Annotated in this window: 21 protein-coding genes, 1 tRNA gene and 1 riboswitch; of the genes, 17 read left to right on the top strand and 5 right to left on the bottom strand. The window is 65.6% G+C overall.

The window, feature by feature from the left end; genetic code table 11:
- Positions 1 to 79 precede the first annotated feature (79 nt).
- From ASG86_RS07600 to ASG86_RS07580, 5 genes are all read left to right on the top strand, one after another.
- Positions 80 to 967, top strand: coding sequence for a DsbA family protein (locus tag ASG86_RS07600; protein WP_056332170.1), 888 nt, complete (start codon positions 80 to 82; stop codon positions 965 to 967).
- Between the two features lie 147 nt (positions 968 to 1,114).
- Positions 1,115 to 1,191 (top strand) — tRNA-Thr (locus ASG86_RS07595).
- Positions 1,192 to 1,259: 68 nt separating this feature from the next.
- Entirely contained in the window at positions 1,260 to 1,685 is a 426-nt protein-coding gene (locus ASG86_RS07590; protein ID WP_056332190.1) for a ChaB family protein, read from the top strand.
- A gap of 84 nt (positions 1,686 to 1,769) precedes the next feature.
- Positions 1,770 to 3,950 (top strand): elongation factor G-like protein EF-G2, encoded by a 2,181-nt coding sequence (locus ASG86_RS07585; RefSeq protein ID WP_056332168.1) that lies wholly within the window; start codon positions 1,770 to 1,772, stop codon positions 3,948 to 3,950.
- Between the two features lie 42 nt (positions 3,951 to 3,992).
- On the top strand, positions 3,993 to 5,246 hold the full coding sequence (locus ASG86_RS07580; protein ID WP_056332166.1) for an MFS transporter: 1,254 nt from the start codon (positions 3,993 to 3,995) through the stop codon (positions 5,244 to 5,246).
- Between the two features lie 126 nt (positions 5,247 to 5,372).
- Here the strand turns inward: ASG86_RS07580 and mmsB are convergent, their stop codons facing one another.
- The 3 genes from mmsB to chvE form a co-directional block, all read right to left on the bottom strand.
- Positions 5,373 to 6,653 (bottom strand): multiple monosaccharide ABC transporter permease, encoded by a 1,281-nt coding sequence (mmsB, locus tag ASG86_RS07575; protein ID WP_056332164.1) that lies wholly within the window; start codon positions 6,651 to 6,653, stop codon positions 5,373 to 5,375.
- 4 nt (positions 6,654 to 6,657) lie between these two features.
- Entirely contained in the window at positions 6,658 to 8,187 is a 1,530-nt protein-coding gene (gene mmsA / locus ASG86_RS07570; protein ID WP_056332162.1) for a multiple monosaccharide ABC transporter ATP-binding protein, read from the bottom strand.
- Positions 8,188 to 8,292: 105 nt separating this feature from the next.
- Positions 8,293 to 9,420 carry a multiple monosaccharide ABC transporter substrate-binding protein gene (gene chvE / locus ASG86_RS07565; RefSeq protein WP_373427689.1) on the bottom strand — a complete coding sequence of 376 codons (1,128 nt, stop codon included), beginning with the start codon at positions 9,418 to 9,420 and terminating at the stop codon, positions 8,293 to 8,295.
- A gap of 266 nt (positions 9,421 to 9,686) precedes the next feature.
- Here chvE and araB point away from each other — a divergent pair, with 266 nt between their 5' ends.
- The 7 genes from araB (at position 9,687) to ASG86_RS07530 (ending at position 16,194) form a co-directional block, all read left to right on the top strand.
- A complete protein-coding gene (gene araB, locus ASG86_RS07560) occupies positions 9,687 to 11,453 on the top strand; it encodes a ribulokinase (protein WP_156386144.1) in 1,767 nt (588 codons plus the stop codon).
- Complete coding sequence (locus ASG86_RS07555; protein WP_056332157.1) at positions 11,450 to 12,166, top strand: L-ribulose-5-phosphate 4-epimerase; 717 nt, start codon at positions 11,450 to 11,452, stop codon at positions 12,164 to 12,166. The genes araB and ASG86_RS07555 overlap by 4 nt, the downstream gene beginning before the upstream one ends.
- Before the next feature lie 29 nt (positions 12,167 to 12,195).
- Positions 12,196 to 13,716, top strand: a complete 1,521-nt coding sequence (araA, locus tag ASG86_RS07550; RefSeq protein ID WP_056332156.1) for an L-arabinose isomerase — start codon at positions 12,196 to 12,198, stop codon at positions 13,714 to 13,716.
- A 48-nt stretch (positions 13,717 to 13,764) separates the two neighbouring features.
- Positions 13,765 to 14,778: a LacI family DNA-binding transcriptional regulator gene (locus ASG86_RS07545; protein WP_056332154.1), complete on the top strand. Its 1,014-nt coding sequence runs from the start codon at positions 13,765 to 13,767 to the stop codon at positions 14,776 to 14,778.
- A gap of 108 nt (positions 14,779 to 14,886) precedes the next feature.
- Positions 14,887 to 15,090 (top strand): hypothetical protein, encoded by a 204-nt coding sequence (locus ASG86_RS07540; protein ID WP_056332152.1) that lies wholly within the window; start codon positions 14,887 to 14,889, stop codon positions 15,088 to 15,090.
- Positions 15,091 to 15,182: 92 nt separating this feature from the next.
- Positions 15,183 to 15,485 carry a DUF4193 domain-containing protein gene (locus ASG86_RS07535; RefSeq protein ID WP_018762118.1) on the top strand — a complete coding sequence of 101 codons (303 nt, stop codon included), beginning with the start codon at positions 15,183 to 15,185 and terminating at the stop codon, positions 15,483 to 15,485.
- Between the two features lie 160 nt (positions 15,486 to 15,645).
- A complete protein-coding gene (locus tag ASG86_RS07530) occupies positions 15,646 to 16,194 on the top strand; it encodes an AMIN-like domain-containing (lipo)protein (protein ID WP_056332150.1) in 549 nt (182 codons plus the stop codon).
- 71 nt (positions 16,195 to 16,265) lie between these two features.
- On the opposite strand, the gene ASG86_RS07525 is transcribed toward ASG86_RS07530, so the two are convergent.
- Positions 16,266 to 17,822, bottom strand: a complete 1,557-nt coding sequence (locus tag ASG86_RS07525; RefSeq protein ID WP_056332148.1) for an APC family permease — start codon at positions 17,820 to 17,822, stop codon at positions 16,266 to 16,268.
- A gap of 222 nt (positions 17,823 to 18,044) precedes the next feature.
- Here ASG86_RS07525 and ASG86_RS07520 point away from each other — a divergent pair, with 222 nt between their 5' ends.
- Positions 18,045 to 18,524 (top strand): Dps family protein, encoded by a 480-nt coding sequence (locus ASG86_RS07520; RefSeq protein ID WP_043451386.1) that lies wholly within the window; start codon positions 18,045 to 18,047, stop codon positions 18,522 to 18,524.
- 109 nt (positions 18,525 to 18,633) lie between these two features.
- Here the strand turns inward: ASG86_RS07520 and ASG86_RS07515 are convergent, their stop codons facing one another.
- The gene (locus tag ASG86_RS07515) at positions 18,634 to 20,193 is read right to left on the bottom strand and encodes an MFS transporter (protein WP_056332146.1); all 1,560 of its coding nucleotides are present in this window, start codon (positions 20,191 to 20,193) and stop codon (positions 18,634 to 18,636) included.
- Between the two features lie 85 nt (positions 20,194 to 20,278).
- Between ASG86_RS07515 and ASG86_RS07510 the strand changes: the two genes are divergently transcribed.
- The 4 genes from ASG86_RS07510 to ASG86_RS20115 all read left to right on the top strand — a co-directional run.
- On the top strand, positions 20,279 to 20,815 hold the full coding sequence (locus ASG86_RS07510) for a TetR/AcrR family transcriptional regulator (RefSeq protein WP_056332186.1): 537 nt from the start codon (positions 20,279 to 20,281) through the stop codon (positions 20,813 to 20,815).
- Between the two features lie 94 nt (positions 20,816 to 20,909).
- A riboswitch (glycine riboswitch) is annotated at positions 20,910 to 21,007 on the top strand.
- A gap of 186 nt (positions 21,008 to 21,193) precedes the next feature.
- Complete coding sequence (gene gcvP / locus ASG86_RS07505) at positions 21,194 to 24,052, top strand: aminomethyl-transferring glycine dehydrogenase (RefSeq protein ID WP_056332144.1); 2,859 nt, start codon at positions 21,194 to 21,196, stop codon at positions 24,050 to 24,052.
- Positions 24,053 to 24,063: 11 nt separating this feature from the next.
- Positions 24,064 to 25,212 carry a glycine cleavage system aminomethyltransferase GcvT gene (gene gcvT / locus ASG86_RS07500; RefSeq protein ID WP_056332142.1) on the top strand — a complete coding sequence of 383 codons (1,149 nt, stop codon included), beginning with the start codon at positions 24,064 to 24,066 and terminating at the stop codon, positions 25,210 to 25,212.
- A gap of 396 nt (positions 25,213 to 25,608) precedes the next feature.
- A partial coding sequence (locus ASG86_RS20115; protein ID WP_327019820.1) for a serine dehydratase beta chain occupies positions 25,609 to 25,867 on the top strand: 259 nt, incomplete at its 3' end.

The following is a 25,867-nucleotide window of genomic DNA, read 5'->3' as shown; positions in this document are numbered from 1 at the left end:
GCAAGCTCTCAGCTTTCTCCCCTAAAATGTTGGAGGTGCCACGAAGTGGTCCCCCTACGTCGACCGACCCAAGGAACTCATGAGCCCCGCAAACGAAGTACGTAAGTCCAAGGCTGAGCGAACCGCGGAGGCGCGCGAAAAGGCGCGCCTGATCCGCGAAGCGCAGCTAAAAAAGGACAAGCGCAACAAGCTGCTGATCGGCTGGGGCATCGTGGCGGCAGTTGTGGCCATCCTGGTGGTGGTGGCGCTGGTGGTGACGAACAGCCTCAAGCAGAACGCCCCGATTGCGGACCAGGGTCCTACTCCGGCCAACGCCAACGTGCATGGCGGTGTCACCCTGCTGGCCAACACGGACGTGGCCAAGTCGGAGCCGGCCACTGTGGACGCTGCCTCCCTCGGTGAGGCCCCGAAGACGCCGCCGGCCGAGGTAGTGGCGCCCGGGGCGGAAGCGGAGGCCGGCAAGCCGGTTAAGGTAGTCCTCTACATCGACTTCATCTGCCCCGTCTGCAAGAACTTCGAGACCCAGTACAACGAGCAGCTCACGTCGCTGCGCAACGAAGGCAAGATCACCGTTGAGTACCGGGCCCTCGGCTTCCTGGACAGCCGGTCCACCACCAACTACTCCTCCCGGGCCGCCAACGCAGCAGCGTGCGTGGTCAACGAATCCCCGGAAAAGTACTCCGACTTCGTCAACGCACTGTTTGAAAAGCAGCCGGCGGAGGGCACCGCGGGTCTTTCCGATAACGACCTGAAGAAGATGGCGTCCGACATGGGCGTCAAGATCGACTCCTGCGTGGACGACAAGACCTACCGCCCGTTCGTGAAGTTCACCACGAAGGAAGCGTCGGCCATCGGGGTCACCGGTACGCCCACCGTGTTCGTGGATGGCAAGCAGTGGGGCAAGGGGGACAGCGCCCAGACGCCGTTCCCGGACTTCCTGCAGGCAGCCATCGCCGCCAAGGGCTAGTAGTACCAGGCGGGGCAGGGCCCGTTCCGGAGCGTTTCCGGGGCGGGCCCCTGCCGCGTCCACGGCCCGTACCGCCGCGTTTTTACGCCCGGCGGGAGTTGGGCTAACCTTATCTAGCGCCTTCACGGTGCATGCCCTCAGGGGCGCGCCTCCTTAGCTCAGTTGGCCAGAGCACCGCTCTTGTAAAGCGGGGGTCGTCGGTTCGAATCCGACAGGGGGCTCCAGAGAACGTCCGGGCTTAAGCTGGATCCATCCAAATAATCAGCGTGCTGACTAAAGGAGGATGGGTGCCATGCCCAAGACCGGCAAGAACGACCACGCCCGCAAGGAAGAACTTCCTTCCACCCTGCAGCGTTCTGAGCAAAAGGCGCAGGACACCTTCGCCAAGACCTACGATTCCGCCCTTGAATCCTACGACCAGGACGAGCAGCGGGCCGCCCGCGCAGCCTACGCTTCCCTGAAGCACAGCTACGAGAAGGTGGGCGACCACTGGGAGCCCAAGGAAAAACGCGGACCGTCTGACAAGCGGGCGGAACAGGGCCTCCGCTCCTCCGAACCCACCGCGGGTGGTGTCGATGCCAACGCGTCCAAGGACCACCTCTACAAACTGGCCCGGGAACTGGACGTCAAGGGCCGCTCGAAGATGGACAAGGATGAGCTGGTGAAGGCCATCCAGAAGGCCAACAACGCAGCCACCCGCAAAGCCCGCAGCAAATAGCCTGCGCTCTTGCCGTCCCGCCGTCCAGGGTGTCGAATCAGAGGACACGTCCGGTCGGGTCGGCGATGATGCCAGGAGGTTCCAATGTCGGTGAAAAGCACCAAGGAGTCAGCGCGGGCGGCGGGCGGCAGGAACGGGCCTGAATCAAAACGGGTCGACCAAGCCACCGGTATCGCAGCACTGGACCCGGCGCGGATCCGGAACGTGGCCCTGGTGGGGCACTCCGGCGCCGGGAAAACAATGCTGATCGAGGCCTTGCTGGCGGCCAACGGCATGATCACCCGCAAAGGCTCCATCGCCGACGGATCCACGGTCAGCGACTCGGACCCCGCCGCGGTGCATCAGCAGCGGTCCGTCACGCTGTCCCTGGTGCCCCTGATGGTGGATGACGTCAAGGTGAACCTCCTGGATACGCCCGGCTACCCTGACTTCATTGGCGAGCTGCGCGCAGGCCTGCGCGCCTCCGATGCCGCCCTCTTCGTCGTCTCCGCCGTGGACGGAATCGACGCCACCACCACCGCACTCTGGGGTGAGTGCGGGCACATGCAGCTGCCACGCGCCGTCGTGATCACCCGGATGGACCACCCGCGGGCAGATTACGACGGCGCCCTGGCCGCCTGCCGCAAAGCGTTCGGCGACGGCGTGCTGCCGCTGTGCGTCCCGGTGCGGACAGGGGAGGAGACCGCCGGCCCGCTGGCCCTGCTGGACCTGCTGCCGCAGGAAGTGACGGACTATGCCTCCGGAGATACAACGCCTGGGGTCCGGCCGGCGACCCCGGATGAACGTGCGGCTGCCAGTCCGGCCAGGGGTGACCTCATTGAGGGCATCATCGCCGAAAGCGAAGACGAGACGCTGATGGACCGCTACCTGGAAGGCGAAGACATCGACACAGCAGTGCTGGCAGCCGACCTGGAAACCGCCGTCGCCCGTAGCTCGTTCTTTCCCGTGCTGCCCACATCCGCCGTCACCGGGCTGGGCACCGCTGAACTGCTGGACCTCCTGGTCCGCGCCTTCCCACCGCCCGGGGAACGCAGCCTGCCGGACACCGCCGATCTCGCGGGGGAACCGGCCGGAAGCCTCTCCTGCGATCCGTCCGGCCCGCTCGCCGCCGAAGTGGTGCGCACTTCCAACGATCCCTTCCTGGGCCGCATCTGCCTGGTGCGGGTCTTCTCCGGGACGCTCCGGGAAGACTCTCCCGTCCATGTGGGTGGCCACGGCCTGGCGGACCGGGGCCACCAGGACCATGACACCGATGAACGGGTGACCCACATCTATTCACCGTTGGGTGCCGCCCTTCGGCCCGTTCCTTTTTGCGTGGCAGGGGACATGTGCGCCCTGGCAAAGCTGGGTAGCGCCGAAACGGGGGACACCATTTCCGCGCGGGAAAACCCGTTGCTGCTCGCCACCTGGGAGATGCCGGAGCCGCTGCTGCCGGTTGCCGTGGAAGCCGATTCCCGCAGCGATGAGGACGCACTGGCCCGCAGCCTGGGCCGGATAGCGGCAGGGGATCCCACCCTGCGGGTGGACAGGAACGCCGAAACACACCAGCTGGTGCTGTGGTGCATGGGCGAAGCGCACGCCGAGGTGGTCCTGGACAGGCTGCGCGACCAGGGCGTGAAACTGCACACCGTGGAGGTGGTGACGCCGCTGCGGGAAACCTTCGCGGCTGCCGCCTCCGGCCACGGCCGCCACGTCAAACAGTCCGGCGGCCACGGCCAGTACGCGGTGTGCGACATCGAGGTGGAACCGCTGGAGCGCGGCGCCGGGTTCGAGTTCGTGGACAAGACGGTGGGCGGTGTCATCCCGGGTACGTTCATCCCGTCCATCGAGAAGGGGGTCCGGGCACAAATGGACAAAGGCGTTTCTGCCGGCTTCCCGGTAGTTGACCTGCGGGTGACCCTGGTGGGCGGCAAGGCGCACAGTGTGGATTCGTCGGACGCGGCGTTCCAGGCGGCCGGGGCCCTGGCACTCCGGGAGGCCGCGGCGGCGGGGAAGATCCAGCTGCTGGAACCGGTGTCCTCGGTCTCCATCACCGTGGCCGACGAACACGTGGGGACGGTGATGAGCGACTTGTCCGGCCGGCGGGGACGCCTCACCGGCACCACCTCCTCCGGCGAGGGACTGACGGAAATCAGCGCCGAAGTCCCGGACCAGGAACTCCTGCGGTACGCAGTTGAACTGCGGGCCCTGACGGCCGGCACCGGGCGCTTCCGCCGCCAGTACCTGCGCCATGACCCCGTTCCCCCGAACTACAGCCCGGCCTGAGTCCACCGTGGCACGAACAGGCATCAAGAGCGCCGTCCGCCGGTGAACGCCGCAGCACGGAAGATCCAGACCGTCTACCTGACGCTGACGTTGGGCAACACCCTTGCGGCATCGTTCATTTGGGGGATCAATACGTTGTTCCTGCTCGACGCCGGGCTGACCAACCTTGAGGCCTTCGCCGCGAACGCCTTCTTCACGGCAGGGATGGTGCTTTTCGAGGTACCCACCGGGGTGGTGGCGGACAGCTGGGGGCGGCGCGCATCATTCCTGCTGGGGACCGTGACCCTGGCCGCCTCCACCTACCTCTATTACCTGCTGTGGCAGTTGTCCGCGCCGTTCTGGTGGTGGGCCGCGGTGTCGGCACTGCTGGGGCTTGGCTTCACCTTTTTCTCGGGGGCAGTGGAAGCCTGGCTGGTGGACGCCCTGCACTTTTCCGGTTACGACGGCGGACTGGAAGCGGTCCTGGGCCGCGGCCAGATGGTCTCCGGCATCGCCATGCTGGCCGGTTCAGTGGCCGGCGGCGTGATCGCGCAGGCAACAAACCTGGGCGTACCGTTCCTGCTGCGCGTTGGGGTGCTGGTGGCCATGTTCGCGGTGGCCTTCCTGCTCATGCACGACGTCGGCTTCACACCGGAACGTTCGCCGCACCCCGTGCAGGCCACCCGGGCGGTCCTCAAGGCATCGCTGGACGGCGGCCTTCGGAACCCGCCGGTGAGGTACATGATGCTGGCCGCACCGTTCACCGAAGGCGTGGGGTTCTATGTCTTCTATGCCCTCCAGCCCTACCTGCTGCAGCTGTTCGGAGACCCCAGGGCCTACGCCATCGCAGGCCTGGCGGCCGCCATCGTTGCCGGCGCGGACATCGTCGGCGGCTGGCTGGCCCCGGTGGTCCGCAAACTGGTCCGCCGCCGGACCACCGTCCTGATCGCTTCCACCGTCACCAGCTCCATAGTCCTGGTGGTGCTCCTGGCCACCAGCATCTTCTGGCTGGCACTGGTGCTCCTGGCACTCTGGGCCGTGGTGGCCTCCGCCGGCACCCCGGTGCGCCAGGCCTACCTGAATGACATGATCGGCTCGAAGCAGCGGGCAACAGTCCTGAGTTTTGCCTCATTGATGGGATCCAGCGGGGGAGTGGTGGTGCAGCCGCTGCTCGGGAGGTCCGCCGACGTCTTCGGCTATCCCGCGTCTCTGGCATTGGGCGGCGCGGTGCAGCTGCTGGCGGCACCCTTCATCCTCCTCAGCCGCCGCCGGCGCTCGCCGGCAGACGTTGCCACGGGACTGGCGGCAGCGCCGTAAAGAGCGGGCGTGTGCATGCGCCGGAATGACCGTCCTGCACGCGCCGGACACACGTAAAGGGGCCCCTGGCTCCGGACTAAATCCGGGGCCAGGGGCCCTCACAGTGGAGTGCTGCTTAGTGCACTGCTACTTAACGCCTGCCTCCACCGTTTCGCTGGCAGCCGGCGTCGGCTTTTCCTCTGCGGGCGGAGGTGTGGTCTTCAGCTTGAACCGCTTGCCAAGGTCACCGCCGCCTCCGCTGCGGTTCTTGTTGAAGATATCGAACCCGACGGCGACAAGGAGGACCAGGCCCTTGATGAGCTGCTGGTAATCGGTGCCCAGGCCCAGGATGGACATGCCGTTGTTGAGCACGCCCATGATCAGGCCACCGATCATGGCTCCCGCCACCGTTCCGATGCCGCCGGTGACGGCGGCGCCGCCGATGAAGGCCGCGGCGATGGAGTCCAGTTCGAAGCCCGTACCACCGGCGGGCTGCGCCGAGTTGAGCCGGGCGGTGAAGACAAGGCCCGCCAGTGCGGAGAGCACGCCCATGTTCACGAAGAGCCGGAACGTGACGGCCTTGGTCTTGATGCCCGACAGTTCAGCTGCATGGAGGTTGCCGCCGATGGCATACGTGTGCCGGCCGAAGACGCTGTTGTTCATCAGTGCCGTGTACGCGATCACCAGCGCGGCCAGGACCACCAGGACGATCGGTGTGCCACGGTAGGAGGCCAGCAGGAACGTGATGATGAGCATGAGCAGGGCCGTGAAGGTGGTCTTGATGATGAACCAGACCAGGGGTTCGCTTTCCAGATCGAACTTCCTGCGGATCCTGCGCTCCTTGAAGGCCTGGATCAGCAGGGCCGCGGTAGCACCGACGCCCAGGATGACGGTGAGCCACTCCAGGACGGACGTGCCGCCGGAGATGTCGGGAAGGAAACCGCCGCCCAGGGCCCGCAGCTCGGCGGGGAAGGGGGTAATCTGCTGGTTCTTGAGCGTGATGAGCGTCAGTCCGCGGAAGATCAGCATGCCCGCCAGCGTGACGATGAAGGCGGGGATCCCCACATAGGCGATCCAGTACCCCTGCCAGGCGCCCACAAGCGCGCCGACCAGCAGGCAGGCAGGGATTGCGGCCCACCAGGGCCAGCCCCAGTGCACGATCATGACGCCGGCCACGGCGCCAATGAACCCGGCGACGGAGCCGACGGAAAGGTCGATGTGCCCGGCGATGATCACCATCACCATGCCGATGGCCAGGATGAGGATGTAACTGTTCTGGACCACCAGGTTGGTCACGTTCTGCGGTTCAAGCAGGATTCCGCCGGTCAGCCCCTGGAACAGCAGGACGATCAGGATCAGGGCAACGAAGATGCCAACCTGGCGGAGGCGGCTTGTGAGGAATCCGAGCGATTCTCGTAAGGCGGACATTTCGCTATTCCTTCTCTTTGGTCATGTAGTGCATCAGGGTTTCCTGGGTGGCCTCGGCAATGGGCACTTCACCGGTGATATGGCCGGCGGCGAGGGTGTAGATGCGGTCGCAGATGCCCAGGAGTTCGGGAAGTTCCGAGGAAATGACGATCACGGCTTTTCCTTCGGCCGCGAGTTTGGCGATGATCGTGTAGATCTCGTACTTGGCGCCGACGTCGATGCCGCGGGTGGGTTCATCGAGGATAAGCACGTCGGGGTCCGAGAACATCCACTTGCTCAGCACCACCTTCTGCTGGTTTCCGCCGGAGAGCTTCCCGGTGATGGCGGCCACCGAGGGCGCCTTGATGTTCATGCTCTTCCGGTAACCGTTGGCTACAACGGTCTCCTGGTTCTTGTCCACGAAGCCGCGTTTGGCGAGCTTGCGCAGCGCTGCCAGGGAGATGTTGCGCTTGATGTCCTCGATGAGGTTCAGGCCGTAGTGCTTCCGGTCCTCGGTGGCGTAGGCAATGCCATGCCTGATGGCGTCCGAGACCGTGGCGGTGTTGATTTCCTCGCCGTACTTATAGACCTTGCCGGACGTGGCGGTGCCGTAGGTGCGGCCGAAGACGCTCATGGCAAGTTCGGTGCGCCCGGCACCCATCAGCCCGGCAAGTCCCACCACCTCGCCCTTCCTGACATGCAGGTTGGCGTTCCTGACCACCATGCGGCTGTGGTCCTGGGGGTGCCGGACGGACCAGTCTTCGATCCGGAGGACCTCTTCGCCGATGTTCGGCTCGCGGTCCGGGTACAGGCTCTCCAGGTCCCGGCCCACCATGCCGCGGATGATCCGTTCCTGGGTGATCTGGCCTTCATCGAGCCGGAGGGTCTCAATGGTCTTGCCGTCGCGGATGATGGTGACGGCATCGGCCACCTTGCGTATTTCATTGAGTTTGTGGCTGATGATGATGCTGGTGACCCCTTGGCCCTTCAAATGGAGGATCAGGTCCAGCAGGTGGCCGGAATCCTCGTCGTTGAGGGCGGCCGTGGGCTCGTCCAGGATGAGCAGCTTCACTTCCTTGGACAGGGCCTTGGCGATTTCCACGAGCTGCTGCTTGCCCACGCTGATGTGCTGCACGGGGGTGACAGGGTTTTCGTCGAGGCCCACGCGGGCCAGCAGCTTTGCGGCCTCCAGGTTGGTCTTGCGCCAGTCCACCCAGCCGTTGGTGGCCTGTTCGTTGCCAAGGTAGATGTTCTCGGCGATGGAGAGGAACGGGCTGAGCGCCAGTTCCTGGTGGATGATCACAATGCCCCGCTTCTCGCTGTCCGAGATGCTGGAGAAATTGCAGGGTTCGTTTTCGAAGAGGATTTCCCCGTCGAAGGTGTTGTGTGGATAGACGCCGGACAACACTTTCATGAGCGTTGATTTGCCGGCTCCGTTCTCACCGCAGATGGCGTGGACCTCTCCACGGTTCACATCCAGGGTGACGTCCTGCAGCGCTTTCACGCCCGGGAACGTCTTGGTGATTCCTCGCATTTGAAGAATGGGTGTGTTCATCGTCAATTCCCACTGACTGGTCGAAGCTTGGCCTTCTGCTGGTGCAGGAGGCTGCGGGCGGGGCCGTGGCCGGATGGAGGTCCGGCCACAGCCCCCGGACGTTGACTACTTGACGTCGGAGTCCTTGTAGTAACCCGAGTCGATCAGTTCCTTCTTGTAGTTGTCCTTGGTGATGATCACGGACTTCAGCAGGAATGCCGGGACAACCTTGACCTTGTTGTTGTAGGTCTTGGTGTCGTTGGTTTCCGGTTCCTGGCCCTTGAGGACGGCGTCCACCATCTTGACGGCCTGCGCGCCGAGCTGGCGGGTGTCCTTGAAGATGGTGGAGTACTGCTCGCCGGCGATGATCGACTTCACGGAGCCCTTTTCGGCGTCCTGCCCGGTGACCACCGGCAGGCTTCCCTTGGCGTAGCCGCCGGTGCTGGTGAGGGCGGAGATGATGCCGATGGACAGGCCGTCGTACGGCGAAAGGACGCCGTTCAGCTTGGTGCCGGAGCTGTAGGCGGAGGTGATGATGTCCTCCATGCGCTTCTGCGCCACGGGTGCCTGCCAGCGAAGGATGGCGGCCTGCTCAAACTTGGTCTGGCCGCTGGGAACTTTCAGGGTGCCGGCGTCCATGTAGGGCTTGAGGGTGTCCATGGCGCCGGTCCAGAAGAAGTTGGCGTTGTTGTCGTCCGGGCTTCCGGCGAAAAGTTCGATGTTGAAGGGGCCCTTGCCCTCCACCTTCTTGCCGCTCGCATCCACCAGGCCCAGGCCGGTCAGCAGCGAGGTGGCCTGCTGGACGCCCACGGTGTAGTTGTCGAAGGTGGTGTAGTAGTCCACGTTTGCGGTGCCGTTGATCAGGCGGTCGTAGGCGACCACCTTCACGTTCTGTTCCTTGGCCTTTGCCAGGACGTCGGTCAGGGTGGTGCCGTCGATGGCGGCGATGATCAGGGCCTTGGCGCCCTTGGTCAGCATGTTTTCGATCTGTGAGACCTGGGTTGGAATGTCGTCGTTGGCGAACTGCAGGTCCGTTTTGTAGCCGAGGTCCTTCAGGGACTTCTCAACGTTGGCGCCGTCGGCAATCCATCGTTCGGATGTCTGGGTGGGCATCGAGATGCCAACCAGCGAGTCGGCGGGCTTCGCCGCGCCGCTGGATTCACTGGTTCCGCCACGGGAGCCACAACCGGTAGCGCCCACGGTCAGGGCGAGGACAAGGGCCACCGCGCCCATGAGTTTTTTGATTCTCACCATTATCTCCTTCCGCGGCAGCATTGCCGCGAAGTGTTGTTGGACGGGGAAGCGGCGACGCTCCCGGTCCTGGCCACATTGTTGATGTGTCGGTTCAATATAGACTGATTTGTGAACGCTAACAAGAGCTCCTCCCAGAAATCCCGAAACTCTTTCGACTTCATTGACTTCTGCTTTGTTAGCGTTCACACTTGCTGCAGCACTTAGCTTGACCCTGACCCTACAAAACCCGGTAATGAGGCCCATGCCTCCCGGATGGAGGCAACCCCATGCCAGATGCGTTGTTCACTTCCAACTCCGAGCCCCGCCATGATCCCTGCGTGATCGGGGTGGACTATGGAACGCTCTCAGGCCGTGCCGTGGTGGTACGTGTCCGCGACGGCAAGGAGCTTGGCAGCGCCGTCCACGAGTATCCCCATGCAGTGGTGACCGATTCCCTGCCCAAGGACGTGGCGGGCGACGACGGGGCACGGCTTCCCGGGGAATGGGCACTTCAGGTGCCCAACGACTACCGGGACGTCCTGCGCAGCGCGGTCCCAGCCGCGGTGGCGGACGCGGGGATCGACCCGGCCGCCGTCGTCGGCATTGCAACGGACTTCACCGCCTGCACCATGGTGCCGGTCAAAGCCGACGGCACGCCCCTGAACGAACTGCCGGGCTATGCCAACCGGCCGCACGCCTATGTGAAGCTCTGGCGGCACCACGCCGCCCAGGGGCAGGCCGACCGGATCAACCGGCTCGCGGCCGAACGGGGTGAAGACTGGCTTCCCCGGTACGGGGGCCTGATCTCCTCCGAGTGGGAATTCGCCAAGGGCCTGCAGCTGCTGGAAGAGGACCCGGAAGCCTACGCCGAAATGGACCACTGGGTGGAGGCGGCCGACTGGATTGTCTGGCAGCTGTGTGGCCGCTACGTCCGGAACGCGTGCACCGCCGGCTACAAGGGGATCTACCAGGACGGGCGGTACCCGTCGGAGGAGTTCCTGGCCGCCCTGAACCCCGAATTCAAGGGTTTTGTCAGCTCCAAACTCGAGCACACCATCGGACGGCTGGGCGACGCCGCCGGCACCCTGACGGCGGAGGCGGCGGCCTGGACGGGCCTGCCGGAGGGCATCGCCGTGGCCGTAGGAAACGTTGACGCGCACGTCACGGCACCGGCTGCGAAGGCGGTGGAGTCCGGCCAGTTGGTGGCCATCATGGGCACCTCCACCTGCCATGTCATGAACGGCACCGAACTGCATGAAGTACCGGGCATGTGCGGGGCTGTGGACGGCGGCATCGTGCCCGGCCTGTGGGGTTACGAGGCAGGGCAGTCCGGCGTGGGGGACATCTTCGGCTGGTTCACCAAGTACGGCGTCCCGCCGGAATACCACCAGGCGGCCAAGGACGCTGGAGTGGGAATCCACGAGTACCTCACCGGCCTCGCGTCGCAGCAGGCCATCGGGGAGCACGGCCTGATTGCGCTTGACTGGCACTCGGGCAACCGCTCAGTCCTGGTGGACCACGAGCTGTCCGGCATCGTGGTGGGCCAGACCCTGGCCACCAGGCCCGAGGACACGTACCGTGCACTGCTCGAAGCCACTGCGTTCGGTACCCGGACCATTGTGGACGCTTTCCGTGGCGCCGGCGTTCCGGTCAAGGAATTCATCGTGGCCGGCGGCCTGCTGAAGAACAGGCTCCTGATGCAGATTTACGCTGACGCCACCGGCCTGCAGTTGTCCACCATTGGCTCCGAGCAGGGTCCGGCCCTGGGATCGGCCATTCACGCCGCCGTTGCCGCCGGTGAATACGCTGACATCCGCGAAGCCTCTGCCGCCATGGGCGCCGAACCCGGGGAGGTCTACACCCCGATCCCCGAAAACGTCGCTGCATACGACGAGCTGTTCCAGGAGTACAAGGCCCTGCACGACTACTTCGGCCGCGGCGGCAATGACGTGATGCACCGGCTTAAGGCCATCCAGCGCAGAGCTGCCCTGACCGTCCTTCCCGGCACCGGCGCCGGTTCTGCAGCCGAAACGGCCATGGAGGTGTCCGCATGAGCACCGAAGCAGGAATCCTGGAGACCATTGCCCGGGTCCGTCAGGAAGTATGTGCGCTGCACGCCGAATTGACCCGCTACGAACTGGTGGTGTGGACCGCCGGGAACGTCTCGGCCCGCGTGCCGGGGACCGACCTGATGGTCATCAAGCCTTCCGGCGTCTCCTACCAGGACCTGACTCCGGAGCAGATGATCGTGACCGACCTGCACGGCACTCCAGTGCGGGGCACCAACGTCGGTGGCGGCGGCACTGTCGATTGGGGCAATCCGCCGCTGTCGCCGTCCTCGGACACGGCCGCGCACGCCTACGTGTACCGCCACATGCCTGACGTGGGTGGAGTGGTGCACACGCACTCCACCTACGCCACCGCCTGGGCTGCCCGGGGCGAGGCCATCCCGTGCGTGCTGACCATGATGGGCGACGAGTTCGGCGGCTCCATCCCGGTGGGCCCGTTTGCCCTGATCGGGGACGACTCGATCGGCCAGGGCATCGTGGAGACGCTCAAGAACTCCAATTCCCCGGCGGTCCTGATGCAGAACCACGGCCCGTTCACCATCGGCAAGGACGCCCGGTCTGCCGTGAAGGCGGCCGTGATGTGCGAGGAAGTGGCCCGGACCGTGCACATCTCGCGGCAGCTGGGTGAACCGCTGCCCATCGACCAGGACTCCATCGATTCCCTCTACGCCCGCTACCAGAACGTCTACGGCCAATAACTGGCCCCGGAAACTTTCCAGGAGAATCCATGAGCACCGCAGCAAACACCTCCCTCGACGGTTACGAGGTCTGGTTCCTCACCGGCAGCCAGCACCTGTACGGGGAGGAAGTCCTCAAGCAGGTTGCCGCCCAGTCGCAGGAGATCGCCAATCAGCTCAACGCCAGTTCCGCCGTCCCGGTAAAGATCGTCTGGAAGCCGGTCCTGACCGATTCTGACGCCATCCGCCGCACCGCCCTTGAGGCCAACTCGGATGATTCCGTCATCGGCGTCACCGCCTGGATGCACACGTTCAGCCCGGCCAAGATGTGGATCCAGGGCCTGGACCTGCTGCGCAAACCCCTGCTGCACCTGCACACGCAGGCCAACCGCGACCTGCCGTGGGCGGACATCGACTTCGACTTCATGAACCTGAACCAGGCCGCGCACGGCGACCGCGAGTTCGGGTACATCCAGTCCCGCCTGGGCATCGCCCGGAAGACGGTCGTGGGGCACGTCTCCAATCCTGAGGTGGCACGCCAAGTGGGTTCCTGGCAGCGGGCCGCCGCCGGCTGGGCTGCCGTGCGGACCCTGAAGCTGACCCGCTTCGGCGACAACATGCGCAACGTGGCCGTCACCGAAGGTGACAAGACCGAAGCTGAGCTGCGCTTCGGCGTCGCGGTCAACACCTGGTCCGTGAACGAGCTCGCGGACGCCGTGCACGGCGCGGCAGAGTCCGACGTCGACGCCCTGGTGGCCGAATATGAGGACCTTTACGACGTGGTGCCGGAGCTCCGCGCAGGCGCCGCCAGGCACGATTCGCTGCGGTACGGCGCCCGGATCGAACTGGGCCTGCGCAGCTTCCTGGAGGGCAACGGTTCCGCCGCGTTCACCACCTCCTTCGAGGACCTTGGCGCCCTCCGCCAGCTCCCGGGCCTGGCGGTGCAGCGGCTCATGGCTGCCGGCTACGGCTTCGGCGCCGAAGGCGACTGGAAGACCGCCATCCTGGTCCGCGCTGCCAAGGTGATGGGCGCAGGCCTGCCTGGCGGCGCCTCCCTCATGGAGGACTACACCTACCACCTGGAGCCCGGGTCCGAGAAGATCCTGGGCGCCCACATGCTGGAGGTCTGCCCCTCCCTCACGGCATCGAAGCCCCGCCTGGAAATCCACCCGCTGGGCATCGGCGGCAAGGAGGACCCGGTCCGCCTGGTGTTCGACGCCGACGCCTCCCCGGGCGTCGTGGTCGCCCTGTCCGACATGCGCGACCGTTTCCGCCTGGTGGCCAACGCCGTGGACGTCGTTCCCCTGGACCAGCCGCTGCCCAACCTCCCCGTGGCGCGCGCCCTCTGGGAGCCCAAGCCGGACTTCGCCACCTCCGCCGCCGCCTGGCTCACCGCCGGCGCCGCCCACCACACCGTGCTTTCCACCCAGGTGGGCATGGACGTGTTCGAGGACTTCGCGGAGATCGCCCGGACGGAACTGCTCACCATTGACGAGGGCACCACCATCCGGCAGTTCAAGAAGGACCTGAACTGGAACGCCGCCTACTACAAACTCGCCGGCGGGATCTGATCCCGTGGCACGGCTGAGCTCCTGGCCCCCGCCAGCGGCAAGAACCTCGTGACGCCCGGCAAGCCGGGACGGCTGCCGAGGCTTGAGGACGTGGCGGAGCTGGCCGGGGTCTCACACCAGACCGTGTCGCGTGTGGTCAACAGCCATCCCAACGTGAGCGCGGGGACGCGGGAAAAGGTGGAAGCGGCCATTGCCCGGCTGGGCTACCGCCGCAACACTGCTGCCCGGAGCCTGGTCACCCGGCGCTCGCAGACCATCGGCGTCCTGGGCAGCGAACTTTCACAGTACGGGCCTGCCAATACGCTGCTGGGAGTGGAACGTGCTGCGCGGGATGCCGGGTATTTCGTCAGCGTCGCCGCGTTGCGGGAGGTCAGCCGGGACACCATCCTGGACGCCGTCAGGCATTTCCTGGACCAAGCGGTGGATGGCATCGTGGTGATCGTGCCGCACCTTCAGACGCTGGCCGCGCTGGCCGAACTTCCCATCGGAGTGCCGGTGGTGGCGGTGGGGCCCGAGGGGAATGACGCAGTTGGCGGCGTCCGGGTGGACCAGCGCCGCGGAGCCGAACTGGCCGTGCGGCACCTGATCGCACAGGGGCACGTCCGGATCGGTCATGTCGCGGGGCCGCAGGACTGGATTGATGCCGTGGCCCGCGCCGACGGGTGGCGGTCCACCCTGGCCGCTGCCGGGTTCGAAGCGGATCTGATCATCGAGGGTGACTGGAGTGCCGGCAGCGGCTACGAAATTGGGCGGCGGATTGCGGCCACCGGCCGCGCCACCGCCCTTTTTGTGGGCAACGACCAGATGGCCCTGGGGGTCCTGCGCGCACTGAACGAGGCCGGCATCAAGGTGCCGCAGGACGTGTCCGTGGTGGGCTTTGACGACCAGCCCGAGGCCGGCTACTTCAGTCCGCCGCTGACGGTGGTCCGGCAGGACTTTGAAGAACTGGGCCGCCGCTGCATTGAGATGATGCTCACCGCATTCGACGGAGTAGAGGGACCGCGAACGCTGGTGGTGCAGCCGGAACTGGTCCTGCGCAGCAGCACCGCACCGCCTGCCTGAAGAATCCACCTGGGATAACCCGGTTGGAGGTCCGGCCGTCAGTGGAATTAATCAGGGGGAGACCCCCGTGAAACGTGGCCACAACAATCGCTGCGTAGGTTTCAGGGCATGATGTATGACCTGCTTACCCGGCTCCGTGACTGGCTGCTGGATACGTTCACGTATGATTCCGAATCGGCGGCCGCCGGCGCCATGGCGGACGCAACCCGGTGGGGCTGGCTGCCGGCTCTGAGCGGAGTGTCCGCAGGCGCGGACCAGGCCCGGTCCGAGCATGCCGGAACAGCGGGCGGAAGCGGCACGATGTCTGCTTAGCCACACTATTGCGCCAGCAGCGGGAGAATGCCCTAAACTGCTGCACTGAGGTGCCTGAAATGGCGCTGTGCAGCAACGAAAGTGAACACGCTATGGCTACCGATTACGATGCTCCACGCAAGCAGGAAGAAGAGTCGCCCGCCGACTCTCTCGAGGCCCTCCAGGCGTCACGGAGCGGCAACGCGCAGACCGCAGTTATCGATGTCGACGAGAACGACACTGCTGAAGGCATCGACCTGCCCGGCGCCGACCTGTCCAACGAGGAACTGACCGTCATTGTGGTTCCGGAGCAGTCCGATGAGTTCACCTGCTCGTCGTGCTTCCTGGTCCGCCACCGGTCCCAGGTTGCCCGTGAAAAGGACGGCCTGAAGTACTGCCGCGACTGCGAAGGCTGACTTTCTTCCTGAATCTTTCCCGGCGCCGGCCACCTCCCCGAGGTGGCCGGCGCTGCTTTGTCCCGGGACGCCGTCGTTATCAAAATGCTCACTCGTTTCCCGGACCCAACACTCCTACGCTGAAAGCATCCAATGGCTTTGAATCATGGATGGCACTGCTATGAAGAAGTTCCTTACCTGGCTCGCAGCAATTTTGTTGGCTGCAGGGCTGGGAATTGCGGTCCCGGCGCCTGCCTCTGCGGCGCCCTACTGTGGCCTCACATGGGGCTCGCTGATGAAAACGGACGGCGGCATGAGCGCGGCACCCGTGACCAACGTCCGGACCGGGCAGCACTACTGCTTTGACCGGCTGGTGGTTGACCTGGGCGGCATGCCCGCACCCGGCTACAGCGTCCGCTACGTGGGGCAGGTAATCCAGGACGGCTCAGGAGCAGTGGTGCCCACCCGGGGCGGCGCCCGGCTGCAGATCGTGGTCAAGGCCCGGGCCTATGACACTAACGGACAGCCCACGTACACCCCCGGAGACAAGGCTGAGCTCTCCAACGTGTCCGGCTACCAGACTTTCCGCCAGGTGGTCTGGGCCGGAAGCTTCGAGGGCCAGACCACCATGGGCCTGGGCGTCCGTGCCCGGCTGCCGTTCAGGGTGTTCACCCTTGACGGGCCCGGACCGGCTTCCCGCCTGGTGATCGACGTGGCGCACTACTGGTGAGCGGTCCGTCGTCGTCAAACAAAAAAGGTGCCGTGCCCCTGAGGGGGCACGGCACCTTTTGCGTTGGCGGACTACTCCGGGACCACCAGCGCGGGGGTGTCCTGCTTTAAGGTTTCGCCGCGGAAGAAGCCGGGGTGCGTGCGGGACATGACCAGCATGACCACGGCGCCCAGGGCCAGGATGCCGATGCCCAGGATGAACACCAGGCCTACGCCGAAGATCTCGGAACCGCTGCCGAACTCCGGTGCCAGGCTGTCAACGGCGGTCTGGGCGAACACCACGAACAGCCCCACGCCGCCCACCACCGGGCACACCAGCCGCAGGATGAAGTGGCGCATACTGTTGAACAGGCTGTGGCGGAAGTACCAGGTGCAGGCCAGTGCGGTGAGGCCGTAGTAGAAGCAGATCATCAGGCCCAGGGCCAGGATGGTGTCATTCAGGACGTTTTCGCTGACCACGTGCATCACTGCGTAGAACCCTGCGGACATTACACCGGCGGCCATGGTGGCGAAGCCCGGGGTGGCGAACTTCCTGCTGATGCGGCTGAACGGTTCCGGCAGGGCGCCGTAGTGGGCCATGGCCAGCAGGCTCCGGGATGGCGACATGAACGTGGACTGGAGGGAAGCCGCTGAGCTGGAGAGCACGGCGAGGGACATCAGGATGGCGAAGGGGCCCATGATGGGGGAGGCCAGGGCCGTGAAGATGTTCTCGTGGTTATCCGCGTTGTTCAGGCCGTTGTCGGTATCCCCGACGCCGGCGAACATCATGGTGGCGATGCTGACCAGCAGGTAGATGGCCAGGACAATGACGGCGGTCAGGGTGCCGGCCACCCCGGCGGTCTTCTTGCCGTTGGCCGTTTCCTCGTTGACGGTGAGGCAGACGTCCCAGCCCCAGTACACAAAGATCGACAGGGAGATGCCGGCCGCAATCTGGCCGAACGTCTCAATTTTGGTGACGTCGAACCAGTCCCAGCTGAACGGGATTGCCGTGTCGGAGGTGGACCAGTTGGCGAAGGCCATGGCGACGAACAGGCCCAGTACCAGCAGCTGGAAGCCCACCAGGCTGTACTGGACCATTTTGGTGGTGTGCAGGCCGCGGTAGCTGACCCAAACGGCCAGCGCCACGAACACGAAGCAGGTGAGGACGTTCAACGCTTTGTTGTCGGCCAGGTCCGCCAGTTCCGGGGAGCCGGTCAGCTGGGACAGGAAGAGGTAGAAGAAGTCGACGGCGACGCCGGCCAGGTTGGAGAGCACGATGATGTTTGCGGCCAGCAGGCCCCACCCGCCCATCCAGCCGATCCAGGGCCCGAAGGCTTTGGTCACCCAGGTGAATGTGGTGCCGCTGTCCGGGGAGTCGGCGTTGAGCTCCCTGTAGGCGAGCGAGACCAGGATCATGGGGATGAACCCGATCAGGAAGATGACTGGCAGCTGGAGCCCGGCTTCGTTGACGGTGGGTCCGAGTGCGCTGGTGAGGGTATAGGCGGGGGCGATGGTTGAAATACCGAGGACGACGACGGCAAGAAGCCCGAGTTGCCCGCCCTTGAGTCCCTTGGCACTGACGCCGTCAGCGGAAGGTGCGTGGGCGTGCGGGCCGGGTTTGGCGGTACTGGTGCGGATTATCTCTGTCATGGCACCACTTTCTGGAAGGCTGTGAGACGGAGGTCACTATATGAATGGCGTTCATTTAGTATGGGGGCACGCGCCCTGTGATGCAAGACGCAATATGAATCACATTCGTTTATGACTGCCTGCCTGGAATTAGTAAGCTCACTGAGAAATTGCCGCAGGCCCTGCCGCCGCATGGCGGGCGGCTGGTAGCGTCGGCCGTATTGGACCACTTGAGGAGGATGCATGAAAGCTTCACCGACACTGACCAACAACCTGCAGGCTGTCCTGGCGGACCTGATCGAACTCCACGTTCAGGGGAAGCAGGCGCACTGGAACATCGTGGGCACCAACTTCCGCGACCTTCACCTGCAGCTTGATGAAATCGTGGACGCTGCCCGGCAGTTCGCGGACGACACTGCCGAGCGCATGCGTGCCCTGCACGCGCTCCCGGACGGCCGCAGCTCAACGGTTGCCGAAACCACCAGCCTGGCCCAGTTCCCTGACGGGCTGATCAGCACCACGGATGCCATTGAGCGGATCGTTGCCGCCATGGAGGCCGCGGTGGGAACCATGCGCAAAGTCCATGACGAGGTGGATGAGGAGGATCCCACCTCGGCGGACCTCCTCCATGAGTTCATTGCCCGGCTGGAGCAGTTTGCGTGGATGGTGCAGGCCGAGAACATGAAGCCCACCGCCAAGGTAACCGCCGCCGACTCCAAGTAGCGGGGTCGGCGGGCGCGCAGCCCGCTGCCATTTCAAAGGGCGCCCGGCGCCGAGGTATTCCCTCGACGCCGGGCGCCTTTGTGCAGCCAGCACAGCACACCCTCGGCTGCTAGGCCGCTTTCGGCACTTTCCGCAGCACGACGGCGGCGAGGACTGCCGCCGTCGCCATCAGTACCAGCCCAATCGCCGCAGTGATGTGGACGCCGGAATCAAACGCTGCTGCCGCAGCTTCGCGGACGGCTGCCGACAGTGATTCGGGCACCAGGTTTGCTGCTTCAATTGCGCCGGCGAGCGTTTCACGGGCATTGTGCAGGGTGGATCCGGGCAGCATGCCGTCCAGTCCCGCGGGCAGCCGCAGGTTCTGCTGGTAGGACGCGGTCAGGATAGAGCCCAGCACCGCGGTCCCCAGCAGCGAGCCCACCTCGTAGCCTGTTTCCGAGATCGCCGCGGCAGCGCCTGACTTCTCCGGCGGGGCGGACCCGAGGATGAGGTCGTTCGAGATGGTTTCAGCCGTGCCCACGCCCAGTGCCAGGACCAGGAGCGCCGCCAGCAGCAGCGAGGGTCCGCCGTCGTGGTTCCCGAACGTCACCATGGTGTAGCCCGCAGCGCTGAAGGCCAATCCCGCCGCCACCACGAAGCCGGGGCGGACCTTGCGGACCAGCGGCACCACCACCAGCCCGGCCACCACCGTGGCGGCCAGTGCCGGGATCATGGCAACTCCCGCCGCGGACGGGGTCATGCCTTCGAGGAGCTGGAGGTGCTGGGCAAGGAACAGGATGAACCCGTTGAAGGAGAACAGGGCAAGGATGTTGGCGCTGATGGCCATGCTGAACACCCTGTTCCGGAACAGGGACATGTCCAGCAGCGGGTGCTTCAGCCGGTGCTGCCGCCGCACGAACACGGTCCCCATCGCCAGACCGAAGGCGATTGCCCCCAGGCCTGCAGTCCCCGGGCCTTCGGTGGCAACTGCCTTGATTCCGTAGACAACGGGCACCATGACCAGCATGGAGAGCATGATGCTGGGGATATCCACCTTGCCGGGCGCCGGATCCTTCGATTCGGGAATCACGGCCGGTCCAAAGGCCAGCAGGGGGAGCATGAGCGGGACCGCCACCAGGAATACGGCGCCCCACCAGAAGCGCTCCACCAGCCATCCGCCGACGATCGGACCCAGCGCCGCGCCGCCGGAGAAGCCGGCAGCCCAGATGGCCACGGCCAGCCTCCGGCGGTTGGGCTCCGGGAAGATGTTGCGGATCAGCGACAGGGTGGAAGGCATCAGCATGGCGCCGAAGAATCCCAGGGCGGCGCGGCCGGCGATAAGCCACTCCGGCGCCGGTGCAAAGGCGGTGGCAACGGACAGTCCGGCAAAGCCGATGCTGCCAAGGATCAGCAGCCTCCGCCGCCCAATCCGGTCGCCCAGGCTTCCCATCGATACCAGCAGCCCGGCGAGTACCAGTGGGTAGGCGTCAACGATCCACAGGAGCTGCACTCCGGTGGGTTCCAGGGCCCCTGCGATGGCGGGCAGCGCGAATGTCAGCGCCGTGTTGTCCACCGCCACCAGCAGTACCGGGAACATCAGCAGCCCCAGCGCCAGCCAGTCCCGCCAGGGGGAGCGCGGGGCGGTAGCGGCCGCCTGCGCGGACGCGGAACTCTTGATGAAAGTGGTCATGGAAATAACTGTACCGTCCAGACGGTACAGTTTAGAAATGGAGGAATTTCCGTGTTTCTGCCTGGTGGCAGGCATGATGGAAGGCATGCCCCGAAAGCCTGTTGCCCGTGACGCAGTCCTGGACGCCTTCGAGTCCCTGCTGATCGAAGTGGGGGAGCGCGCGGCCACCCTTGATGCCGTGGCCCGCAAGGCGGGGGTGTCCAAAGGCGGACTCCTCTACCACTTCCCCAATAAGGAAGCGCTCATCGCCGTGCTGCTTGACCGGCTGGAGGGCCTCGCCCGGGAGGATGCCGACGCGATGGCTGCTGCCGCTGAAGGCGCCGCGGCATACTTCATCCGTTCCTCCGTCTGGGCCGATACTCCGCTGGACCGCGCCATCGTGGCCGCCACCCGGCTTGCAGAGGTGGCCCATGAAGAGACAAGGCGCCGGTTCGCGGCCATCCAGCAGCGCTGGTTGGACGAGATCGCTGCCGACGTTGGGCCCGGCCTGGCCAAGGCGGTCCTCTACATGGGGGACGGCCTGTACTTCAACGCCATGCTGTCCGTTGCCCCCGCTCCGGCAGGGGGAGCGGCCGCCGACGTGGAGGAACTCCTGGCCGCTTTGGAGCGGCTCCGGAGGTAGTTCGGGTCATTTGCCGGGAGGGGCTGCGGCGTAGGACAATAGAGAGTTGTGAGGGCTGTCACCGGCCCTTATGGTTCGACAAATGAATAGCCTTTGATCTGCGGCGGGAGAGTTCTGCCGGAAGTACAGGCAGGCGCCGTTGGAGCAAATCCTCCCCAGGAATCTCGCAGGCCCCTGTACCGCCGCGGCGAGGCACCTCTGGAAAGCAGCAGGCAGTCCACCACCCTTTGGGAGTGCAGGGACTGTTGTGCTCACCGACGGTGCAAGCGGGTCCTGCCCAGGCAGGCAACGCGGAAACTCTCAGGTCCAATACAGAGCGGGGAGGGACCCGAATAGCTGTGGCGTACCCTTCGCCGCCTGAGTAAATGGAGTTCCTTCGTGTCGGTTACCCCAGCCTCCACCACTTTCGTAGACCGCCATATCGGCGCGCGCCGCCAGGCCGACGTCGACACCATGCTCAAAGCCGTAGGCTACGACTCGGTCGACTCCCTGGTTGATACCGCCGTTCCCAAGGTCATCCGCCAAGACACCGCGCTTCGCCTGCAGGACGCGCTCAGTGAGGTTGAAGTCCTCACCGAACTGCGGAAGCTTGCCGCAAAGAACAAGACGGCCGTGCAGCTGATCGGGCAGGGCTACTCCGATACCGTGACTCCGCCGGTGATCCGCCGCAACATCCTGGAGTCCCCGGCCTGGTACACCGCCTACACCCCGTACCAGCCGGAGATTTCCCAGGGCCGGCTCGAGGCCCTGCTGAACTTCCAGACCATGGTGCAGGACCTCGTGGGGCTGCCTATTGCCAACGCGTCGCTGCTCGATGAAGCAACCGCCGTGGCTGAGGCCGTGCTGCTGATGCGCCGCGCCAACAAGGCCAAGCCCGCGGCCGACGGCAAGACCGTCCTGGACGTCGACGTGCTCCCGCAGACCATCGCCATTGTCAAGGGCCGCGCGGAGGCGCTCGGCTTCGAGGTGGAGGTGGCCGATCTCTCCAAGGGCCTGCCCGACGGTGACATCAACGGTGTGGTGCTGCAGCAGCCCGGCGCTTCGGGCCGGGTCTGGGACCAGTCAAGCGTGATCGCCGCAGCAAAGGAGCGCGGCGCGCTGGTGACCGTGGCCGCGGACCTGCTGGCCCTTACGCTCATTACCCCTCCGGGTGAGCAGGGCGCGGACATCGCGGTCGGCTCAGCCCAGCGCTTTGGTGTTCCGCTGTTCTTCGGCGGTCCGCACGCTGCCTACATGGCCGTCCGCAAGGGCCTGGAGCGCTCACTTCCCGGCCGCCTGGTGGGCGTGTCCAAGGACGACGCCGGCGTTCCCGCCTACCGCCTGGCCCTGCAGACCCGCGAACAGCACATCCGCCGCGAGAAGGCCACGTCCAACATCTGCACCGCCCAGGCGCTCTTGGCCATTGTCGCCTCCATGTACGCGGTGTACCACGGCCCCGACGGGCTGAAGGCGATCGCCGAAACGGCGCATGGCCACGCCCGTGTCCTGGCGGCCTCGCTTGCCACTGCCGGCGTCGACGTCCTGCACAAGAGCTTCTTCGATACCCTGACCGTCCGGGTGCCCGGACGGGCTGCCGGCATCATTGCCGACGCCGAGGCGCGGGGCATCAACCTGCGCAGTGTCGACGCCGATACCGTCGGCATCGCCCTCGATGAAACCACGACGCCGGCCATCGTCGCCCAGGTGGCCGATGTCTTTGGCGCCAAGGTTGCGGACGGCCAGGGTGAGGACCAGGGCTTCGGGCTGGAGTCCGCCGTCGAGCGTTCCTCCGACTTCCTGCAGCACCCGGTGTTCAACACGCACCGCTCCGAAACCCAGCTGCTGCGCTACATCCGCAAGCTCTCGGACCGGGACCTGGCGCTGGACCGCACCATGATCCCACTTGGCTCCTGCACCATGAAGCTGAACGCCACCGCGGAGATGGAGGCCATCTCCTGGCCCGAGTTCGCCTCCATCCACCCGTTCGCCCCTGACTCCCAGACCGAAGGCTGGCGTGAACTGATCGCCGACCTTGAGGCGGACCTGACCACGATCACCGGCTACGACCAGGTGTCCATCCAGCCCAACGCCGGTTCCCAGGGTGAGCTCGCGGGCCTGCTGGCGATCCGCGGCTACCACCACTCCCGCGGCGACCAGCAGCGCAACGTCTGCCTGATTCCGGCATCGGCCCACGGCACCAATGCCGCCTCCGCCGTGCTCGCCGGGATGAAGGTCGTCGTCGTCGCCACCGCAGCTGACGGGACGATCGACCACGATGACCTCACGGCCAAGATCGATGCCCACAAGGATGTCCTGTCCTGCATCATGATCACCTACCCGTCCACGCATGGGGTGTATGACGGGGACGTCCGTGAGGTCTGCGATGCCGTGCATGCCGCCGGAGGACAGGTCTACATCGACGGCGCCAACCTGAACGCCCTGGTGGGGCTTGCGCAGCCGGGCCAGTTCGGCGGCGACGTGTCCCACCTGAACCTGCACAAGACCTTCTGCATTCCGCATGGCGGCGGCGGCCCCGGTGTTGGGCCGGTTGCCGCCAAGGCGCACCTGGCACCGTTTATGCCGGGCGATGCGAACAAGGCTGCGCACGAGGACGGGCACGGGGTTGCGATTTCCGCGTCCCGGTTCGGCTCGGCGGGCGTGCTGCCGATTTCCTGGGCCTACGTGAAGCTCATGGGCGGTGAGGGCCTGACCGAGGCCACCAAGTCCGCGCTGCTGGCAGCGAACTACGTCGCCTCCCGCCTGAACGAATACTTCCCGGTTCTGTACACGGGCGAGGGCGGATTGGTGGCCCACGAGTGCATCCTGGACCTGCGCGAACTCACGGCGAAGACCGGCGTTACCGCCGAGGATGTGGCCAAGCGCCTCATCGACTTCGGCTTCCACGCCCCCACCCTTTCGTTCCCGGTGGCCGGCACCCTGATGGTGGAGCCCACCGAGTCCGAGGACCTGGCGGAGATCGACCGCTTCATCGAGGCCATGATCAGCATCCGAAAAGAAATCGACCAGGTGGCCAACGGCGACTTTGCCGTGGCGGACTCACCCTTGCGCCGCGCACCCCACACGGCGGCCGCCGTCGTCAGCTCTGACTGGGACCGCGCGTACCCGCGGGAGCAGGCCGCCTTCCCTGCCCACCACAAGCAGGACAAGTATTTTCCGCCGGTGGGCAGGATCGACGGCGCCGCCGGCGACCGGAACCTGATCTGCTCCTGCCCGCCGCTGGAAGACTTCGAAAACTAAGGACCGGCACCATGACTGAGAAATACACGGCGCTTTACGACGAGCATAAAAAGCTCGGCGCGTCCTTTACGGACTTCGGCGGGTGGCAGATGCCGCTCAAGTACAGCTCGGAGCTGGCCGAGCACCACGCCGTCCGCAACGCTGCCGGCCTGTTCGATCTCTCCCACATGGGCGAAGTCTGGGTGACCGGCCCGGATGCCGCAGCCTTCCTGGACTACGCCCTGGTGGGCAAGATCTCCGCCATGGCCGTGGGCAAGGCCAAGTACTCGCTGATCTGCAACGAGGACGGCGGCATCATCGACGACCTCATCACTTACCGCCGTCCCACCGCGCAGGATGGTACCGACGTCTTCCTGGTGGTCCCCAACGCGGGCAACGCCGCCGTGGTCGCTGCAGCCCTGCAGGACCGGGCCGCCGGGTTCAATGTGGTGGTGGATGATGCCTCAGCCCGCACTTCCCTGATCGCCGTCCAGGGTCCCAAAGCCCAGGAACTCCTGCTGCGCCTGGTTCCGGCCGAACAGCACGCACTGGTCCGGGAGTTGAAGTACTACGCCGCGGCTGCCGTTCCGCTCCTGGTAGGTGGCGCCGGCAAGGAACTGCTGCTTGCGCGCACCGGATACACCGGTGAAGACGGGTTCGAGATCTTCGTGGACAACCACGACGCCCCGGCGCTGTGGCAGGCCCTGATCGCCATCGCCGACGACGGGGAACTGATCCCGGCAGGCCTCGCCTCCCGCGACTCCCTCCGCCTTGAAGCAGGAATGCCCCTGTACGGCAACGAACTGTCGCTGCAGGGCGACCCGTTCGCCGCCGGCCTGGGCGCCGTCGTCGCCCTCTCCAAGGAAGGCGACTTCGTGGGCAAAGCCGCCCTGGCAGCCATGAAGGAAGCCGGCGCCGGCAGCACCTCCGGCCGCCGCCTCGTAGGGCTCAAAGGCCAGGGCCGCCGCGCCGGCCGCGCCCACTACCCCGTCCTCAAGGAGGGCACCACCGTCGGCGAAGTCACCTCCGGCCAGCCGTCGCCCACCCTGGGTTACCCCATCGCCATGGCCTACGTCGACGTCGAACACTCGGCACCCGGCACGGCCCTGGATATCGATCTCCGCGGCAAGGCCGAACCGTTCGAAGTCGTCCACCTCCCGTTCTACAAACGCGAACCATAGGCTGCTGCTCCGTGGCTGGCTTCGGGACTGGCGGACCGGACATTTTCACGCGTGCTGCTCCTTCGTCGCTTTGACGCACGCTTTCGAAAAGTCCGGCTCCGCCGGCCCCTCGCGCGGACGTTGCGATTTTGCGCAGACATCGTCAGCTCGTACAGGAAGTGGGTGAAGACGGCGTGTTTCCTGCTCCAGTCCAGACACCTCCCGTGGGCGTTGCATGCTTGCCCTGTCGCCTGGGTGACGGGCGTTCGCGACTGGGCGGATTCCGGAGGCGGGCGTCTAAGGGAGCGTCACGTCCGCGCAGCGGGCGTCTACGCGACCGAGCCCGCGGAGGAATTCGGCCAGGCGCACCCAAACCCGGCCACGCACCCCATCAGAGTTTTCAGTAAGGATTTAGTTATGGCAGTCGGAGTCTTTGACCTGTTTTCGATCGGGATTGGGCCTTCCTCGTCCCATACTGTGGGGCCGATGCGGGCTGCTGCCGTTTTTGCGGAGGAGTTGAAGGCCTCTGGGGTGCTGGCGGAGCTGGCGGGGTTGCGGGTGGATTTGTATGGGTCGCTGGCCGCGACGGGGCACGGGCACGGGACGATGACCGCTGTGCTGTTGGGGTTGGAGGGGTTCCATCCGGAGCTGATCCTGCCGGCGGAGGTGGAGGAGC

Origin of the sequence: Arthrobacter sp. Soil764 (assembly GCF_001428075.1) — a bacterium.
GTDB lineage: Bacteria > Actinomycetota > Actinomycetes > Actinomycetales > Micrococcaceae > Arthrobacter.
Note: the sequence above shows the minus strand (reverse complement) of the source record. Positions and strands in the feature narration are given on the sequence as shown.